Raw genomic sequence first — 17576 nt, forward strand, 5'->3', positions numbered from 1 at the left:
GCCGTCAGTCCTCTTCGTCCGTAGGGGCGTCCGTGCCGGACGCCGGGTCACCGAGCAGCCGCTCCGCCAGCACCCCGGAGAGCGCCCGGGCGGTGCCGTACGTCCACAGCAGGGTCGGCGACAGCCGCAGTCCGAACGCCGCCTCCAGCCGGTTGCGCAGTTCGAGCCCCATCAGGGAGTCCAGCCCGAGCGCCTTGAACGGCGCGTCCCGGTCGATGGCCTGCGCGTCGAGCCGCAGTACCCGGCCGGCCAGCTCCTGCACCTTGGCCTCCAGCAGCTCCTGCCGGCGGTCCGGCGGGGCGGACCGCAGGTCGGCGAGGAAGGCCGCCCCGGCGGTGGTGGCGCTCGCGCCGCTCCGGGCGAGGTCCCGCAGCGCGCTCCAGCTGTCCAGGGTCGCGGTGTCGGGGTAGGCCTCCAGGTACTGCCGCAGGTCGATCGGCACGTAGGAGACCACCTGTTCGTCGCCGCCCAGGAATCCCTCCAGGGCGCGCCAGGCCTCCCCGGTGGTGAACCCGGCCATCCCGCGATCCGCCAGCCGGGCGCCCCGGTTGTCCTCCCGGGCGGCCAGGCCGACGTCGCTGAACGGGCCCCACTGCACGCTCAGCGCGGGGAGGCCGCGCCGCCGCCGGGCCACCGCGAGCGCGTCCAGGAAGGCGTTGCCCGCCGCGTAGGCCGCCTGGCCGGCGTTGCCGAACAGCGCCGCCGCCGAGGAGAACAGCAGGAAGAAGTCCAGCGGGTCGCCCCCGGTGGCCGCGTCCAGGTTGAGCGCGCCGTCCACCTTGGGCGCCAGCACCCGGCGCAGCTGCTCCGGCGTCAGGTTCCGGACGGTGGCGTCGTCCAGCAGGCCGGCCGCGTGCGCCACTCCCCGCAGCGGCGGCAGTTGCGCCCGTACCCGGTGCACCGCGGCCGGGTCGGCGACGTCGGCCTCGAAGGTCTCCACCGTGACGCCCCGCGCGCGGACGGCCTCGATCCGCGCCACCTCCTCGGCCCCCGGGGCCGAGCGCCCGACCAGCGCGAGCCGGCCGGCGCCGCGTTCCGCCATGAACTCGGCGAGCGACAGCCCGAGGGCACCGAGGCCACCGGTGATCAGATAGGTGCCGTCGCCCCGGAAGCGGCCGTCCCGCAGCGGTTCCGGGGCCACCGAGGTGACGGTGGCGGGGTCCGACAGCACGAACTTGCCGATGTGCTGGCCGCGCGACATCGCGCGCAGCGCCTCCGGTGCCTGCGCGAAGGCGTACCGCAGCACCGGGAGCGGCCCCAGCTCGCCCGCGGTGACCCGCTCCCACACCTCGGCGAACAGTCGGGTGAACAGCCCGGGCCGGCGGGCGATCACCGCGGCGAGGTCCAGCGAGGCCAGGCTGATGCCCTTGCGGAACGCGGCGAGGCTGAGCGTGCGCCCGCCGTAGATGTCCTGCTTGCCCACCTCGACGAAGCGACCGCCGTCCGCCAGGACCTCCAGCCCCAGCGGAATCGCCGCACCGGTCAGCGAGTTGAGGACGACGTCCACGCCGCGGCCGTCGGTGGCCGCGCGCACCCGGTCGGCCCAGGAGAGGTCCCGGGAGTCGAAGACGTGCCGGATGCCGAGCGTCCGGAGCCGCCGGCGCTTCTCCTCGCTGCCCGCCGTCGCGATGATCTCGGCCCCGAGCAGCCGGGCCACCCCGACCGCCGCCAGCCCCAGGCCGCCGGCCGCCGAGTGGATCAGCACCGTCTCGCCGACGGCCAGCCCGGCGAGGTGCCGCAGCCCGTACCAGGCGGTGATCGTGACCGCCGGGAGCGCCGCCGCGGTGGCCTCGTCCATCCCCGCGGGCACCGGGTGCGCGTGGTCGGCGCGCACCGTCAGGTGCGAGGCGAGCGAGCCGCCGCCGGTGCAGGCGACCACCCGGTCGCCGGGGGCGAAGCGTGACACCCCCTCACCCGTTCTGGTGACCACGCCCGCACCGTCGAGGCCGAGCAGCCGGCCGTCGGCCGTCGGGTCGGGGTAGGTGCCCATCACCTTCATCACGTCGATGAAGTTCAGCGCGGCCGAGGTCACCGCGATCTCGATCTCCCCGGGGCCGGGGGCACGCCGCTCCAGCGGGCGGAACGCCAGCCCGTCCCAGGTGCCCTGGCGGTCGGGGCCGAGACGGAACGGCTGCGGACCGACGGTCCGCCAGGCGGGCCGGGCCGGATCCCGGGCGGCGTCCGGATCCTGGACCGCCCCCCGCACCAGTCGGCCGACCAGGCGTTCGCCACCGCGCAGCACCACCTGGTCCGCGCTGTCGCCGGCGAGCAGCTCCGCGGCGCAGTGCGCCGGCCAGGCGGGCTCGGTGGATCCGATGTCGACGAGGACCGGCCGCAGTTCGGGATGCTCGCGGCGGAGCACGCGCCCGAAGCCCCAGTACAGGGCCGCCCCCGGGTCGCAGTCGCCGGTGTCGGCCGGCCCGGGCTGCGCGTCGGCCGTGACCACGGCCAGCCGGGGGACCAGCGGACGGGACGTGCAGACGCGGACCAGCGCGGCCAGTGCCAGCAGGCCGTCGCGCTGGGCCCGCGCTCCGGCGTCGGCGCGCGGCGCCAGGAAGACCACCTCGGTCAACTCCTCGACCGAGGCGAGCTGTTGCTCCCAGGCCGTGGTCCGGGCCGCCTCCGCGCCGGACACCGTACGGACCAGGGCGGCACCACCCCGTGCGCCCAGCGCCTCGGCCAGCGCCTCGGCCGGCTCGCGGGCCGCGGTGCTGCCGACCGCCGCCACCGCGCAGACCGCCCGGCGGCCGGTGGCCGCGGCGCCCTCGCCGGACCCGTCCGCCTCCCGACGGGCCTGCGGCCGGAACTCCATCCGGTGGACCCGGTCGGTGTCCGTGGCGGACGGGTCGGACGGATCGGCCGCGGCGGCGAGGCCCTGCATCCGCAGCCCCTCCAGCGTCATCAGCGGCCGGCGGTCCGCGTCGAAGAGGAACAGGTCGACCCCGCCCCGGTCGCGGCGCACCGCGTGCGACCACAGCGCGGTGACCGGTTCGGCCAGGTCCTGGTGCAGGTGGACGCGGTGCACCCCGACCGGGACGGCCGCCTCCTCGCCCGGGTGGAGCGGGACGCAGGCCTGCAGCGCCCCGTCCCACAGCGCCGGATGGAGCCGGTGCCGGTGGCCGCCGACCGGGCACCCGTCCGGCAGCCGGACCTCGGCCAGGCTCTCCCGCGCACCGCCGCGCAGCTCCAGCACGCCCTGGAAGGCCGGTCCGTAGTTCAGCCCCCGCGCCGCGCAGTCGGCGTAGAACTCCGCGGCCGGCGTCGGGTCCAGGCCCAGCAGGTGCCCGGGGAAGGCCGGCACCGCCGTCGCCGTGTCGTCCGTCAGCACCCGCGCCGAGGCGTGCCGGACCCAGCCGTGCGCGCCCGCCTCCAACGAGGAGAGGGTGAAGCTGCCGCCGCCGGTGACGTCGTCGCGCCAGCCCAGACCGACCGTCACCGGCTCCTCGGTGAGCGTCAGATCGCTGTGGAAGGCGACGTCCGCGAGCGTCCGGTGCGGGCCGCCGGTGCGCGCCAGCGCCGTCCGCAGGGCCAGCTCCAGCATCCCGGTGCCGGGCAGCACCACCGCGTCGTACACCCGGTGGTCGCGCACCCAGGGGATGTCCGCCGGGGCCAGCTCCAGCGTCCCCTGCCAGGCGCCCTGCTCGGTCGCCGAGGGGATCAGCGCCAGGTCGTCCCCGGTACCGCCGGCGGTTCGCCGACGGCCCGTCTCCACCCAGTGCGAGCTGCGCTGCCACGGATACGGCGGCACCGGCGCCCAGGCGCCCCGGGGCAGGCCCTCGAACGGTTCGAGGCCGCTGACGTACGCCAGGGCCATCGACTCCCGGACCATGTCCGCCGAGCCCCGGTCGCGTCGCAGGGTCGACAGCACCTGCGGCGGGACGGGGCGCTGCGCCGCCAGCTGTTCCAGGGCCGGGGTGAGCACCGGGTGCGGGCTGATCTCCACCACATGGGTGACCCCGCTGTCGAAGAGCCGCTCCATCGCGTCGGCGAACATCACCGGCCGGCGCAGGTTGTCCACCCAGTACCGGGCGTCCAGCTCGGGCCCGTCCAGCGAGGCCACCCGGACCGTCGACATCAGTTCGACGGCGCCCCGGCGCGGACGCACCGTCCGCAGGGCCGCCAGCAGGTCCTCCTCCAGCTCGTCCATCTGCGGGCTGTGCGAGGCGTAGTCCACGTTGACCAGGCGGCAGAACGTCCCTTCGGCCTCCAACAACTCCTTGAGCGCCAGCACCAGTTCGGTGTCCCCGGAGAGCACGCAGCTGTTCGGCCCGTTGTTCACGGCGAGGGACACGCCCTCCTCGAAGCCGGACAGCGCCGCCTTGGCGGCGTCGAGGTCGAGGTCCACCGCCAGCATCCGGCCCCGGCCCGAGGCGCGCCGGGCGATGGCGCTGCGCCGGGCCACCACCAGCGCGCCGTCCTCGTAGGAGAGGATGCCCGCCGCGGTGGCCGCGGTGACCTCGCCCTGGCTGTGGCCGACCACCACGTCCGGGTGGACGCCCGCGGCCCGCCACACCTCGTACAGGCCCAGGGAGACCGCCCACAGGGTCGGCTGGAGCATGTCGATCCGCGACAGCCACTCCTCGCCGGCCTCACCCGAGACGACCCGCACCAGGTCCCAGTCGACGTACGGCTCCAGGGCCTTGCCGCAGCGGCGGACCACGGCGGCGAACACCGGGTCGGAGGCCAGGAGTTCACGGCCCATGCCGTGCCACTGCGAGCCCTGCCCCGGGAGGACGAAGGCGGTCCGGCCGCGGGCCGCGGCGCGCCCGGTGAACACGCCGGGCCCCGGGGCCCCGGGGTCGGCGGCCAGGCGCTCCAGCCGCTCGGCGGCCTCGGCGGCGTCGGCGGCGGTGAGGGCCGCCCGGACCGGGAGCTGGTCGCGCTGCCAGGCCAGCGTGCCGGCGAGCGCGGGGAGCGGGCAGGCGTCGTCGGCCAGCGTCTCGCGCAGGTCGCGGGCCCGCTGGGCCAGCGCCTGCTCCGAGTGCGCCGAGAGCGGCAGCAGTACCGGGGTGCCGGGCCGGCTGTCCTCCCGCGCGGGCGCGGCGGTCGCCGGGGCGGGCCCGGGCGCCTTCGTCACCACCACGTGCGCGTTGGTGCCGCCCCAGCCGAAGCTGCTCACCCCGATGAAGGCCTGCTCATGCGCAGGCAGCGGCAGCGGCTCCCGGACCACCCGCAGATTGAGCTCCTCGAACGCGATCTCGGGATTGAGCTCGGCGGAGTGCAGGCTCGGCGGGACGACACCGTGCCGGAGCGAGAGCAGGGCCTTGAACAGCCCCGGGATGCCGGCGGCGGCCTCCAGGTGGCCGATGTTGGTCTTCACCGATCCGATCGGCAGCGGCCCCGCGTCGGCGCTGCGGGCCTGCCCCAGGACCCGGCCGGCCGCACCGGCCTCGATGGGGTCGCCGAGCGCGGTGCCGGTGCCGTGCGCCTCCAGGTAGGCCACCCGGTCCGCCGGGATGCCCCAGCGCCGGTAGGCGTCCCGGAGCAGCTGTTCCTGCCCCTCGGGGCTCGGCGAGACCACGCTCTGCCCGCCGCCGTCGTTGTTCACCGCCGTGCCCGCGATGACTCCGTGGATCCGGTCGCCGTCCGCCAGCGCGCGGGCGAGGGTCTTCACGTACAGGGCGCCGACGCCCTCGCCGCGCACGAAGCCGTTCGCCCCGGCGCCGAAGGCCTTGCTGCGGCCGTCGGGGGACAGCCCGCCGAAGTGGGTCAGGCCGATCGACGCGGCCGGATCGAGCATCAGGGCGACGCCGCCCACGATGGCGCCGTCGACCTCGCCGGCGCGCAGTGCCTGCGCGGCGAGGTGCGTCGCGACCAGTGCGGAGGAGCAGCCGGTCTCGACGACCAGGCTGGGGCCGGTGAGCCCGAGGAAGTAGGAGACCCGGGCGGCGATCATGTCGAGCGCGTAGCCGGGCGCGGTGTGCTGGGTGACGGCGCTGCCGCTCCTGCGGCCCACCAGCTCGTAGTCGTGCCACCCAGCGCCGACATAGACGCCGGTGCGGGTGCCGGCCAGCGCGCGGGCGGGCGTTCCGGCGTCCTCCAGGGCCTGCCAGGCGGCCTCCAGCATCAGCCGTTGCTGGGGGTCGAGCATCTCGGCCTCCCGGGGGGAGATGCCGAAGAAGGTGGCGTCGAACCGCTCGACGTCGTCGAGGAACCCGCCGACGGCCTGGATCTCCCGCTGGGGGTCGAGTTGCGCGGTGGCGTCCCACCGGGTGGCGGGGACGGGGCGGACGGCGTCGCCCCCCGTCATCATCAGGCGCCAGAAGCTCTCGACGTCCGGGGCTCCGGGGAACCGTCCCGCCATTCCGACGACAGCCAGGGCCGCTGTCTGGTCCTGGACCACGTGATCTGGGTGCATGTCCTCTTCCTCGGGCGTCCGTGGTGAGCCGGATCGGTCGTGGGTCGACTCCCGGTCGGCAGGTGCCGGTGCGGACCGGGGCGGTGAGGTCGTCCCGCTCCGGGCGAGGGAGGCCCGGGAGCGCGTGCGGCGGGGGCGGGGTGAGGGGGTGTCGCGTACGGGGACGGCGGCTCGGTTCGGGCCGGTCGGACGGGTGCCGCCGAACGGGCGTCGGCGGGGCGGCGGGGCGACGCGGCCGTCCGCGGTGAGGCGGGCGGCGGTGGGTCAGGTGGCGGGTGGCGGAGCGACGTTCGCGCCGCCGGGCGGCGCGAGGCAGTCGATCACCAGTGCGATGGTGGGCCGGGTCGGTCGCGGCGGACAAGGCTTTGACCAGCTTCTACTGACACTTGTCACGTCCCTGCGCCCGGGAGCCGGGTCTGCCGGGGGAGCCGGGATAGGTTGAAGGGTCATCAATGACACGCGTAGACCCACCAGTCCTGCTGAGGACATGTCCGCACGCGGACGTTCGGATCCGTCGACGGCGCCGGACGGCCGACCGCACACTGGGCCGTGTCCGTCCGGGGCCCTGGGCCGAATCGATCACCATGAGTTCCGTTTCACGGGATCCCAGGGGGGACCTAGTGAGAACCATTCGTGTGTTGATAGCCGATGAGCACCTGCTTCCCCTGGAGGCGATCGCCGAGGTGCTCGCCTCCGTGGCGGACTTCGAGGTCGTCGGCGCGGTGAGCAGGAGCGCGCTGATCGTCCCGGTGGCGGTGCGCCGCCGGCCCGACGTGGCCGTCCTCGGGATGGGCACCGCCCAGGGCGGCTTCCGCCTGGTGCGGGAGCTGGGCAAGCGGCTGCCCGACTGCCGGGTCGTCATCATGACGGCACGGCCCACCCGGGCGCTGGTGGACCGTGCCGTGTCGGCGGGAGTGCTCGGCGTCATTCCGAAGCAGACCAGGATCCCGCGCCTGGTCGACGCCATCCGGGAGGCCGCCGCGGGCGTCCGGACGACCGGCTCCGTGCAGCCGTTCCCCCGGACGTCGGTCACCGGCCAGGTCCTGAGCAGCCGGGAGCGGGAGATCCTCCGGCTCACCGCGACGGGGGCCTCGGTGAAGGAGGTGGCCCGCGAGCTCTATCTGGCGGCGGGGACGGTGCGCAACCTCACCTCGTGCGCGATGCGCAAGCTCGACGGGAGGAACCGCTTCGACGCCGCGCGGATCGCCTTCGAGCGGGGCCTGTTGTAGGGCCCGTCTTCAAACTCCGGCCTGCGGGGCGGCGTTGGGGCACCCGGCGGAACGAGTGCGGCCGTTCACGGTGCCATCACCTCCTGTTCGAGGAGCCCGAGCCGGGTGGCCCGCACCATGGCGGTGAGCCTGTTGTCGGTCTCCAGCACGCGCAGGATCTCGGCGACGAAACGCCGCACCGTCCGGTCGGAGCACCCGAGATGCCGGGCGATGGACTTGTCGGTCGTCCCGCCGGCCATCATCCGCAGCACCAGCTTGTGGGTGTCGGTGAGCATCGGCGCCGCACCACGGACCCGCCGCCGGCGGGTGTACGGCGCGGCGCCGGACCAGCTGTGCTCGAAGACGCGGGTGAAGAGCTGGGCCAGCAGGCCGCCGTTGATCACCACGTTGAGGCGCAGTCCTTCGAGCTGCGACTGGGTGACGACCTTCTCCTGGTCGAGGATCACCAGACGCAGCGGCAGCGACTCGGCGGTCCGCACCTCGGCGCCGGACTCCTGGAGCGCGTTGACGTACTCGACGGCGGCCGCGCTGTCGAGGGCCGAGGACGGCGCCATGAGGCGGTAGCGGACTCCCCGTCTGAGCAGTTCGACGTCCGCACGGATGCACAGGGGCAGGGGCTCCCGCTCGGTCAGGGTCGGCAGCATCAGCGACACCTCGTACCTGCTGGACGCGTGGAGGTCCCCGAATCTTCGGCGCAGCCGGGCCCGGGACTCGATCACCTCGACCGCCAGGCTCTCCCGTTCGGACGCCGGCATGGTCAGGAACCCGTTCGTCAGGTCGGCGATCAGGTCGTTGGCGCGGGTGAACTCGGCGATGCGCTCCTGCTGGTCGGCGAACAGGCGTCGCAGGACGCTCTGCGGGGTGGCGACCAGGGTGGTCGAGTTCCAGCTCTGGTTGAGGAGGCCGTTCTCGGCCAGCCACTCCACGGCCTCGTGGACCTGGTCCAGTCCGATGCCGAGGTGCCGGGCGATCTCCTCCAGACAGATGCCGTCGTGCTCGGCGCGCAGAAGTGACTGGTAGACGCGGTACGCGAAGCGAGCGCCGATCTCGGTTGCCGCGGTCATCGCCTTGTACTCCAGCCGTAGATCCGGATCATGAGCGGAACACATGGTCGAGCAACAAGGAGATCCAGAGGCTCCTGGGTCCCGGCTGGCGACATTACTTGAAGCACTTGACCGGTCAAGGGGGCGCGGATTCGGATCCGCCGCCCCCGAGGGTCGGAATCCGGTTCCGCGAGCCCCGGTCCCCGCTACGCACAGTGACCGTCGACGGCTGCGCGCCTCCGCGGTACGTGAGGCGGCTACCGGGCGTCGCCCGGGTCGGGGAAGGAGTGGTGCTCGTGCGCGACCACCCAGCGGCCGCCCTCCTTGCGCAGCCCGACGGTGAGCCGCAGTCGCTGTGCCGGTCGGTCGGTGAAGTCCTGCGGTGTCCCGCAGCGCAACAGCGCGTACGCGAAGGCGACCTCGGCCCCGGCGGTGACCTCCAGCGACTCGGTCTCGAACGCCGCGCCCCGTGCCTGCCACTCGAAGAACGGCGGCCAGGTCTCCCGGTAGGCGTCGATGCCGCGCACGCCCTCGTACGGCGGTGGCACGTCGAACATCACCACGTCCGCCGCGTGGTCCGCCAGGACCGCGTCCAGATCGCCGGCGTGCACGGCCGCCACCCAGTTCAGGATCAGCGTCCGGACCTGTTCCTCGTCGCCGCTCACCATGCTCAGGATGCTCCGCCACCCGGCCCCCGGCCGCCACCCGGCGCGTGGCCGCCACCCGGCGCGTGGGCGTCGGCGCGCTCGCGGGCGCGGCGACCTCCTCGGTCGTCGCGCGCCTGCCCAGGTCGCCCACGGATATGCGCCCACCGCCCACCGGAGTGCCGAACGATTCCGCCGCGCGAGCAACCCCGTGTCCCCGCCCGCCGGTGCCGCCTTCTCAGCGTTCGGCGTGGTGGCCGGACCGTTGCGGAAGGGTCCGGCCCGGCTCCGGGGCGTGGTCGTGCCCGTTGCCGTCCCGGGCTCCGCCCCCGTCCCCGTCAGGGTTCTCGGCGGCGTGGGTGTGGGACGGGGCCAGCAGGTCGAGGAGCGCGGCGACGCTGAGCCCGGACTCCGCCGGGTGCCTGAGCCAGGTGCCGGAGGTGATGCGGTAGCGGTTGCGGCGCCCGGTGCGGGAACGGGTGAGATAACCGGCCTGTTCGAGGTCGGTCACGATGGCTTGGACGGCGCGCTCGGTGAGCTGGACCTCCACCGCGACGTCCCGCAGACGCACACCGGGGTCACGGGCGATCGCGGCGAGCACCCGGGCGTGGTTGGTGACGAACGTCCAGCCCGTCCGCGCGGATTCTTCGAGGGCCATGCCTCCATCGTAGGAGTGCCGATTCCCTTCTCGCCACATGCGAATTCGCGTTCAAGCATCTGTTGACGTGAAAAGTGCTGCGGGCCACCCTGGAGGTGTCCGCGTCCCCGCACGCCCCGGGTTCGCCGTCGCGGAGGTCATCGAACTGGCCGCCGAGTACGGTCCGGCTCCGTCATAGGATCCGATCTTCCAGCTTCCTCATGTACGCATTTCTGTTCACGTATCGCTTGACGCGAGAAGCATTGCATTCCACGCTGGAGACGTCCGCCTTCGTCGCCCGGAGGAGGAGGCCATGCCAGACGATCCGCGTACGAGGAGTTCCGACGCCGCGCCCAGCACCCCGCCGGCGCCGGTGGACGGAAGCGGCCCGCTCGGGGAGCGGCGCCTCGCCGACGATCTGTGGGTGGACTCGGAGACCGCACAGGACCGTGTCCGGGTGCGGGTGTCCGGCCAGATCGATCTCGATGTCGCCGGCCCCCTCGACGAAGCCCTCGAACAGGCCCTGCACGCCAGCAGCACCGGCCTCGACGTCGACCTGTCCGCCGTCACCTTCTGCAACAGCACCGGCCTCAACACCCTGCTGCGCCTTCGGCTGACCGCCCTGCGCACCGGCCGCGACGTGGTCATCACCGAGGTCAGCGCCCAGGTGGGGCGGCTCCTCGCCATCACCGACACCCGCGGACTGTTCGCCCCCGGCCCCGATGGCCGCCCCGGGCGGCCGGGAGCCGACGACACCGCGCCGTGACCGTCGTGCTTTCACCGGGACCTCCACGGTGAAGGGTGATCCTCACCGGTTCGAGGCCCGGTCGGAGCCCTCCTGCCGTTGGCGCCGCTCGTCGATCCGCCCCGGCGGCAACTCCGTCGGACCGCGGGTGTGTAACCGCCCCCGGGCTGGGCACTCGCCCGGCAAGGAGGATGCGAAGGGCACGCCGGAGGCCACCGGCCGGGTCCCCGGGCGGTGCCCCGGACCGCTGCCGCGGGTCCGACCCGGCCCGCCCGCCGCCCGCTGGGATCCTCCGGTGCCGAACGAGGGTCGCACGATGATTGTTCGCCATGAGGACGAGCCCCGGCCGGCCGGCGCACAGCAGGTCAGACGGCTGGCGCTGTACGGCGGTCACGGTGCGGTGCACCGCTGCCGGGAGTTCACCCGCGGGGCGCTGACCGACTGGGCGTGGCTGCCGGCCCGTGGCGAGGAGCGGCGGGCCGCCGCCGAGGACGTCCTGCTGATGGTCTCCGAGCTGGTCACCAACGCCTGTCTGCACGCCCCGGGCGGCCCGCGGGAACTGCGTCTGGGCTGGGACGGCGTCCTGCTGCGGGCGGAGGTCGTGGACCTGAGTCCGGTGGCGCCGTTCCTTCGCCGCCCGGCGGACCGGGGGCGCCCGGGCGGGCACGGGCTGCGGGTGGTGGACCGGCTCGCCCGTGCGTGGGGGTCGCTGCCGGAGGGGGAGGGGAAGGCGGTCTGGCTGGAGGTGCTCGCACCGCCCGCCCGCCGCGCCTGGGACTGAGACCCGCGAGGTCCGGGGCCGTGACGACCGCGCTGCGTTCCGGGCCCACCCGGAGCCGTCCGTGCCGGCCGGCCGATCCGGTCGATGACCCGATCCGGTCGATGAGGGATGAACCGGGAGATGGATGAATCAATCGGTCGATATCGGGTACCACACAAGGCGGCGGCCGGGTCAGGTGCCGGTCGCGCCCGCACCCCACCGGGGTGCCACGGGGCTCGGCCCGACGAAGCCGGGCAGGCCCCCGGGACGAGAGCCCACGAAGAGCGCGCACATGCGCCAAGCAGGCGGCGAGCGCCGTCGGACCAGGGCGGTCGGCTCTGATGCCCAGGAGAAGTGCCGTGTCCACCACCGTAGGAACCGGTCGTCGAGGCGGCCGGACGGCCGCACCGCCGCCCGGTCTGCCCAGCCGCCCCAGCGCCGAGGAGCTGCGGGCGATGGGAAAGGTCGAGGCCCGCGCGATCAGCGACGCGCTGTTCGAGCGGCTGTCGAGCCTGGAGCGCGAGACCCACGCCTACAGCTACGTCCGCGGCACGATCATCGAACTCAACATGCCGCTGGTGCGCTTCATCGCCTCCCGCTTCCGGCACCGCCCGGAGGACATGGACGACATCCTCCAGGTCGGAACCATCGGGCTGATCAAGGCCGTCGACGGCTACGACCCCGCACGCGGGGCCGAGTTCGTGACGTACGCGATCCCCACCATCGCCGGGGAGATCAAGCGGTTCTTCCGTGACACCTCCTGGCCGGTGCGCGTTCCCCGCAGCATGCAGGAGCTCTACCTGGCGGTCGTCCGCGGCTCGGACCGGCTGGAGCAGCGGCTGGGCCGCCTGCCCCGCCCCGAGGAGCTCGCCGAGGATCTCGGGCTGACGGTCGACCAGGTCGTCGAGGGCCTGGTCGCCGGCCGGATCCACCGGTCCGACTCACTGGACGCGCTGCGCGAGCAGGACACCGACGAGGCCGGCAGCGCCCTCCTGGACAGGCTCGGCGCGGAGGACCCGGACCTCGGACTCGTCGAGTTCCGTACCGCCGTGCGCCCGCTGCTGGGCCGGCTCCCCGAGCGTGAACAGACCGTGCTGAAGCTCCGCTTCTGGGACGGCCGCACCCAGGCGGAGATCGCCGAGCGGATCGGGGTCTCCCAGATGCAGGTGTCCCGGCTCCTCTCCGCCGTCCTGGCCGGGCTGCGCGAGCAACTGGAGGACTGCGACGCCCCCGGCCACAGCGGTGGACCGGCCGACCCGACCGGTCCGGCGTGCCACCCGAGCGGCTCGCTCGGTGGCGGTTCCGCCGGCGGCACCGCGACCCGTCGGGGGCGGGGACGTCACTGACCGGCCGGCGGGCACTGGAACGGCCTCGGAGCCCCTACGGCTGCCCCGATCCGCGCGGCCCGGGCGCCACGGCCGGAAGCGGACCGGCCGCCGCGTCGCCGGGCGCCTCCGGGGCGGCCGCTGTCGCAGCGGCGCCGGGCTGCTCCCCGGAGAGCCGGTAGCACCGGGTGGAGCAGAACCGGTCGCGCCGTCTGACTCCCGGGTGCTGGTACGAGCGACCACAGTGCACGCAGATCCGGGCTGCCGCCCCCGCGGTCCCCGCGTCCTCGGTGTCGTCCTCACGCTCCAGGCCGAGCGCCTGGAGCAGCGCGCGGCAGTCCTCCCGGTCCCGGGAGTGGGCGGCCACCACCAGCCTCGCCCGGGCTCGGACCGGGGCCGGGGCGGCCGCGGCCGCCGGCTCGATGATCTCTCCGAGCGTCGTCAGATCTCGGTCGGCACGCTGTTGCATGGGACTGCACCCCCTGGGAAACCGGGACGCGACGGAACCCTCCAGGATACTGCGGTCTCAGTGGCTGGTGAGTTCGCCGCTGAGACTCCGGTGGATCTCGGCGCTGGGCTTGTTGAGACCGGTGATCTCGACGGTCTTGCCGCGCTGCGCGTACTTCGCCTCGACCGCGTCGAGGGCGGCCACGGAGGAGGCGTCCCAGATCTGCGCGCGGCTCAGGTCGATGACGACCCGGTCCGGGTCGCCTCCGTAGTCGAACCGGCCGAGGAGGTCGTTGCTGGAGGCGAAGAAGAGCTCCCCGGTCACGGAGTAGACCACCCGGCCGCCGTCGGGATCGGTGACGGCGGCGATGTCCGCGTGGTGGGCGACGCGCCTGGCGAAGATCACCATGGCGGTGATCGAGCCGACCACGACGCCGACGGCGAGGTTGGACGTGGCGACGACGAGGGCGACGGTGATCACCATGACGGCGATCTCCCCGGCCGGCATCCGCCGCAAGGTCTTCGGGGCGATGGAGTGCCAGTCGAACGTCGCGAAGCACACCATCACCATCACGGCGACCAGCGCGGCCATCGGGATGTCGGACACGACCGGGCCGAAGACGATGCACAGCACCATCAGGAACGCGCCGGCCAGGAAGGTGGAGAGCCGGGTACGGGCCCCGGACACCTTCACGTTGATCATGGTCTGCCCGATCATCGCGCAGCCGCCCATGCCGCCGAAGAAGCCGGTGACGATGTTGGCGACACCCTGGCCGATCGACTCGCGGGTCTTGTCGGAGCGGGTGTCGGTGATGTCGTCGACGAGCCGGGCGGTCATCAGCGACTCCATCAGCCCGACCAGCGCCATCGCGAGGGCGTACGGGGCGATGATCGTCAGCGTGTGCAGGGTGAACGGCACGTCCGGCAGCCCGGGCACGGGCAGCGCGGACGGCAGCTCGCCCTTGTCGCCCACGGTCGGCACCGCGAGGCCGGCCGCGACGGTGACGACGGTGAGGATGACGATCGAGACCAACGGCGCGGGCACGACGGTGGTGACCTTCGGGAAGAACACCATCAGGGCCAGCCCGGCCGCGATCAGCGGATAGACCGGCCACGGCACGTGCGTCATCTCGGGGACCTGGGCCATGAAGACCAGGATCGCCAGGGCGTTGACGAAGCCGACCATCACCGAGCGGGGCACGAACCGGATCAGCTTCGCCACCCCGAGCGCGCCCAGCACGATCTGGAAGACCCCGGCCAGGATCACCGCCGCCACCAGGTGGCCGAAGCCGTGCTCGCGGTTCAACGGCCCGATGACCAGCGCGACGGCGCCGGTCGCGGCCGAGATCATCGCGCGGCGTCCGCCGACGATCGCGATCGTCACCGCCATCGTGAAGGAGGCGAACAGGCCGATTTTGGGGGGCACGCCGGCGATGATCGAGAACGAGATCGCCTCGGGGATCAGCGCGAGCGCGACCACCAGGCCGGCCAGCACCTCGGTGCGCCAGACCTTCGGGTCGTTCAGCCAGGTGGGACGGGCGCCGCGCAGGCGCGCGACAACGGTGGGCGGGGGAGTCTGCAAGACGGCGTGGACCTGTCGGGCTCGGGCGCGACCGGCAGGTGCGCGCGGGGACGGGGCGCGGAGGGCCGGTGGATTCCTCGCGGCGGCGTCATCGGCGCGGGGGCGTCATCGGCCCCGATACGACGGTCGGCCCGCGCAGGTCGCGCAGGCCGTGGGTGAGGAGGGCGACTGGCCCCCCCGCGCCAGCGACTCTACCCCAACGTCAGATCCCGGGAGCCTGGCGGCGTCGGCGGCCATCGGCCGCTGCTCCCCCTCCGTTCCACCGCAGCCCTGGTTCGCCGTGCCGGCCCCGGCCCGCGGAGCTCTCGGCCCGCGGAGCTCCCGGGCAGGGTCAGGGTCAGGACGCGGCACGGTGGGGGCGGCCAGCCTCTTCGAGGGCGAGTCGGAGTTCGTCGCGCGTCATGGTGGAGCGGCGGGGGATGTCGAGGTCGGTGGCGCGTTTGTAGAGCTCGGCCTTGGTGAGCCCGGAGAGCTGCTGGGCGGCCGGCTTCCCCGAGGCCTCGGCGGTGGCGCCGGCCCTGGACGAGGTGCTCTTCTTGCCGCCGGTCTGCTTGGGGGTCCGACCGGCACGCGCGGGCGTCGGCCGGTCGCCGCTCCGCCTCCGGCCGCCGGGTTCCTCCGTGCGGGCGTCGTCGAGGCTGCGGCGCAGGGCGTCCATCAGGTCGATGACGTTGGTGGCCTCGGGGGCGGGGCCACCGGAGGCGGCGATCTCGCGGCCGGCGAGCTTGTCCTCGATGAGCTTCTTGACCTGGTCCTCGTAGGTGTCGTGCCAGTCCTCGGGGGTCCAGTCGACGGCGAGCATGCCGATCAGCTGTTCGGCGGTCCTGACCTCCTGGGCGGACGGCTTCACGTTCTCGGGGAGGTCGTCGATCTCGCTGCGGGGGTTGCGGACCTCGTCGGCGAAGTGCATGGTGTGCAGCTCCAGCAGGCCGCTCTCGGACCGGACGGCGGTCAGGTACTCCTTGCCCCGCATCGCGAACATGGCCAGCCCGGCCTTCCCGGAGTGGTCGAGGGCCTCCACGAGCAGTGCGTAGACCTTCGCGTACTCCGTTCCCTTCGGGCCCAGGTAGTAGGTCTTGTCGAAGAAGATCGGGTCCACGTCGGCGAGGTCGACGAAGCCGGCGATGTCGATGGTGCGGGAGCGGCCGGGGGAAAGCTGCTCCAGCTCTTCCGGTTCCACGATCACGTACTCGCCCTCGGCGACCGGATAGCCCTTCACGATCTCCCGGTAGTCCACTTCGCTGCCGGTCCGCTCGTTGACCCGCTTGTTGCGGACCCGGTCGGAGGTGCCCCGCTGGAGCTGGTGGAAGCGCACGTCGTGGGACTGCGTCGCCGTGTACAGGGCGACGGGCACGGTGACCAGGCCGAAGGTGAGTACCCCGGTCCACACGGGTCGGGCCATGACGGCCTCCTTCTCGAACCAGGCCGGTCCTTCGCCGGTCGCACGGGACGGCTTCACCGCCGGCGTCGTCGCCGGACCGGCCGCCCGCGCGCGGTGCCGGCCGCCCGTGCGCGGTGCCGGGCCGACGGGCGCCGTCGGGTCGCCCCGCTCGGAGGCGCGGACACGCCCTGTCCGGAGCCTGGCCGGTCACCCACCTGCCCAAACCCCGGCGACGCGGGTGTGACAGGGGGTGCTCAGCCGGTGCTCCCGCCGTGGGCGCCGGCCTCCCGTGCGGGGCCGAGTTCGTGCAGCCGCTCGGCCGCCTCCAGTGCGGCCTCCCGGGCCCGTCCGGCTTCCTCGCCGGCCGCGTCCGCGGTGACCTGGGCGGCCCGCACCCGCTTCTCGGCGCGGGCGAGGTCCGCCCGGGAGCGGGCCTCCCGCTCCCGGGCCCCGGCGAGCGCGTCGCGGGCCCGCCCGGCTTCGTCCGCCGCCTTCCGGCGGGCCGCCTCGGCGTCGGCGAGTGCCCGCGCGGCGTCCTCGGACCGCCCGGCGGCCGCGCTCGCGGCCCGTTCCGCAGCGGCCACCGCCTTCCGGGCGCGTTCCTGTGCGCGCAGCCGCTTCCGCTCGGTCGCTGGCTGCGCCTCGACCTTGGCGGTCGGTCGGGGCGCGGGTGCCTTCCCGGCGTCCCGGCCCGGCTCCTCGGCCTGCGGCCCGCCGGAGGTGCTCTCCGGCCAGAGCACCGGCTCCAGCGGGGCGGTCAGCCGGCCCGCGGCGAGGGACCGGCCGGCGTCGGGGTCGGCGAGCGCGGCGGTGAGCGTCCGGTCCACGCCGGCCACGGCGTCCGCGCCCAGCGGATGCCCGGCCGCCTCGGCGTCCTGCTCGGCGTGCTCGGTCAGCGCCCGCACCAGCTGTCGACGCTGCTCGACGAGCCCGCGCAGCTGCTCGCCGGCGAGATGGGCCTGTGCGTCCCGCAGGGCCCGGCCGAGGTCGAGCAGCTCCCCGACGAGGCCGGGGTGCCGGTGGGCGAGGAGGTTGGCGGCCCACGCGGCCTGGGTGGGGCGGTGCAGCGCGCGGATCCGCCGGGCGAGCTGTGGGTCGCTCTCCTTCAGCCTGTCGGCGTGCCGGTTGCGGACCGAGGTGAAGTCCGCCGGAGCGAGCGCGTAGAGCTCGTCGGCGACCTCGTCGAAGGTGGAGGCGGACGCGTTCACGGCTTCTCGGCGGGTGCGTCGGCTGCCGCGGCCGACGTGATCGTCATGGGTCCGCTCACTCATTGCTCCGGCCTGTTCTCGCTGGGCCCGCGTGTGCTGCGGTGGCTCGTGGGATCAGTGTCCGCCCGTAGTGGCCGGCGCGGCCCGGCGCTCTCCGGGGTCCGGTCCGTGACGCGGACGCCCCGCCGGCCCTGGGGCGCGGTGGGGCGTCCGGTGG

The 17576-nt window shown here is 74.3% G+C and carries 12 protein-coding genes; 4 read left to right on the plus strand and 8 right to left on the minus strand.

The features are described from left to right. Positions 1-4: 4 nt before the first annotated feature. Positions 5-6358, minus strand: a complete 6354-nt coding sequence (locus tag ACFVYI_RS06125) for an SDR family NAD(P)-dependent oxidoreductase (protein WP_387881944.1) — start codon at positions 6356-6358, stop codon at positions 5-7. Positions 6359-6993: 635 nt separating this feature from the next. On the opposite strand from ACFVYI_RS06125, the gene ACFVYI_RS06130 reads away from it, so the two are divergent. Then, positions 6994-7587: a LuxR C-terminal-related transcriptional regulator gene (locus ACFVYI_RS06130; RefSeq protein WP_387881945.1), complete on the plus strand. Its 594-nt coding sequence runs from the start codon at positions 6994-6996 to the stop codon at positions 7585-7587. Positions 7588-7652: 65 nt separating this feature from the next. On the opposite strand, the gene ACFVYI_RS06135 is transcribed toward ACFVYI_RS06130, so the two are convergent. The 3 genes from ACFVYI_RS06135 to ACFVYI_RS06145 form a co-directional block, all read right to left on the minus strand. After that, the gene (locus ACFVYI_RS06135) at positions 7653-8651 is read right to left on the minus strand and encodes a LuxR C-terminal-related transcriptional regulator (RefSeq protein ID WP_387881946.1); all 999 of its coding nucleotides are present in this window, start codon (positions 8649-8651) and stop codon (positions 7653-7655) included. A 236-nt stretch (positions 8652-8887) separates the two neighbouring features. Beyond that, entirely contained in the window at positions 8888-9295 is a 408-nt protein-coding gene (locus ACFVYI_RS06140; RefSeq protein WP_387882038.1) for a nuclear transport factor 2 family protein, read from the minus strand. Between the two features lie 217 nt (positions 9296-9512). Next, positions 9513-9932, minus strand: coding sequence for a helix-turn-helix transcriptional regulator (locus ACFVYI_RS06145; RefSeq protein WP_387881947.1), 420 nt, complete (start codon positions 9930-9932; stop codon positions 9513-9515). A gap of 292 nt (positions 9933-10224) precedes the next feature. Here ACFVYI_RS06145 and ACFVYI_RS06150 point away from each other — a divergent pair, with 292 nt between their 5' ends. From ACFVYI_RS06150 to ACFVYI_RS06160, 3 genes are all read left to right on the plus strand, one after another. Continuing rightward, a complete protein-coding gene (locus ACFVYI_RS06150; RefSeq protein WP_387881948.1) occupies positions 10225-10677 on the plus strand; it encodes an STAS domain-containing protein in 453 nt (150 codons plus the stop codon). A gap of 295 nt (positions 10678-10972) precedes the next feature. Further along, the gene (locus ACFVYI_RS06155) at positions 10973-11437 is read left to right on the plus strand and encodes an ATP-binding protein (protein ID WP_387881949.1); all 465 of its coding nucleotides are present in this window, start codon (positions 10973-10975) and stop codon (positions 11435-11437) included. Between the two features lie 338 nt (positions 11438-11775). Continuing rightward, a complete protein-coding gene (locus ACFVYI_RS06160; RefSeq protein ID WP_387881950.1) occupies positions 11776-12762 on the plus strand; it encodes a SigB/SigF/SigG family RNA polymerase sigma factor in 987 nt (328 codons plus the stop codon). Between the two features lie 34 nt (positions 12763-12796). Here the strand turns inward: ACFVYI_RS06160 and ACFVYI_RS06165 are convergent, their stop codons facing one another. The 4 genes from ACFVYI_RS06165 to ACFVYI_RS06180 form a co-directional block, all read right to left on the minus strand. Continuing rightward, the gene (locus ACFVYI_RS06165; protein ID WP_387881951.1) at positions 12797-13210 is read right to left on the minus strand and encodes a hypothetical protein; all 414 of its coding nucleotides are present in this window, start codon (positions 13208-13210) and stop codon (positions 12797-12799) included. A 57-nt stretch (positions 13211-13267) separates the two neighbouring features. Beyond that, the gene (locus ACFVYI_RS06170; RefSeq protein ID WP_387881952.1) at positions 13268-14770 is read right to left on the minus strand and encodes a SulP family inorganic anion transporter; all 1503 of its coding nucleotides are present in this window, start codon (positions 14768-14770) and stop codon (positions 13268-13270) included. Positions 14771-15107: 337 nt separating this feature from the next. Then, entirely contained in the window at positions 15108-16172 is a 1065-nt protein-coding gene (locus ACFVYI_RS06175) for a Ku protein (RefSeq protein ID WP_387881953.1), read from the minus strand. A gap of 233 nt (positions 16173-16405) precedes the next feature. Further along, on the minus strand, positions 16406-17359 hold the full coding sequence (locus ACFVYI_RS06180) for a hypothetical protein (protein WP_387881954.1): 954 nt from the start codon (positions 17357-17359) through the stop codon (positions 16406-16408). Between the last annotated feature and the right edge of the window lie 217 nt (positions 17360-17576).

Source organism: Kitasatospora sp. NPDC058218 (genome assembly GCF_042882445.1).
Taxonomy (GTDB): Bacteria; Actinomycetota; Actinomycetes; order Streptomycetales; family Streptomycetaceae; genus Kitasatospora.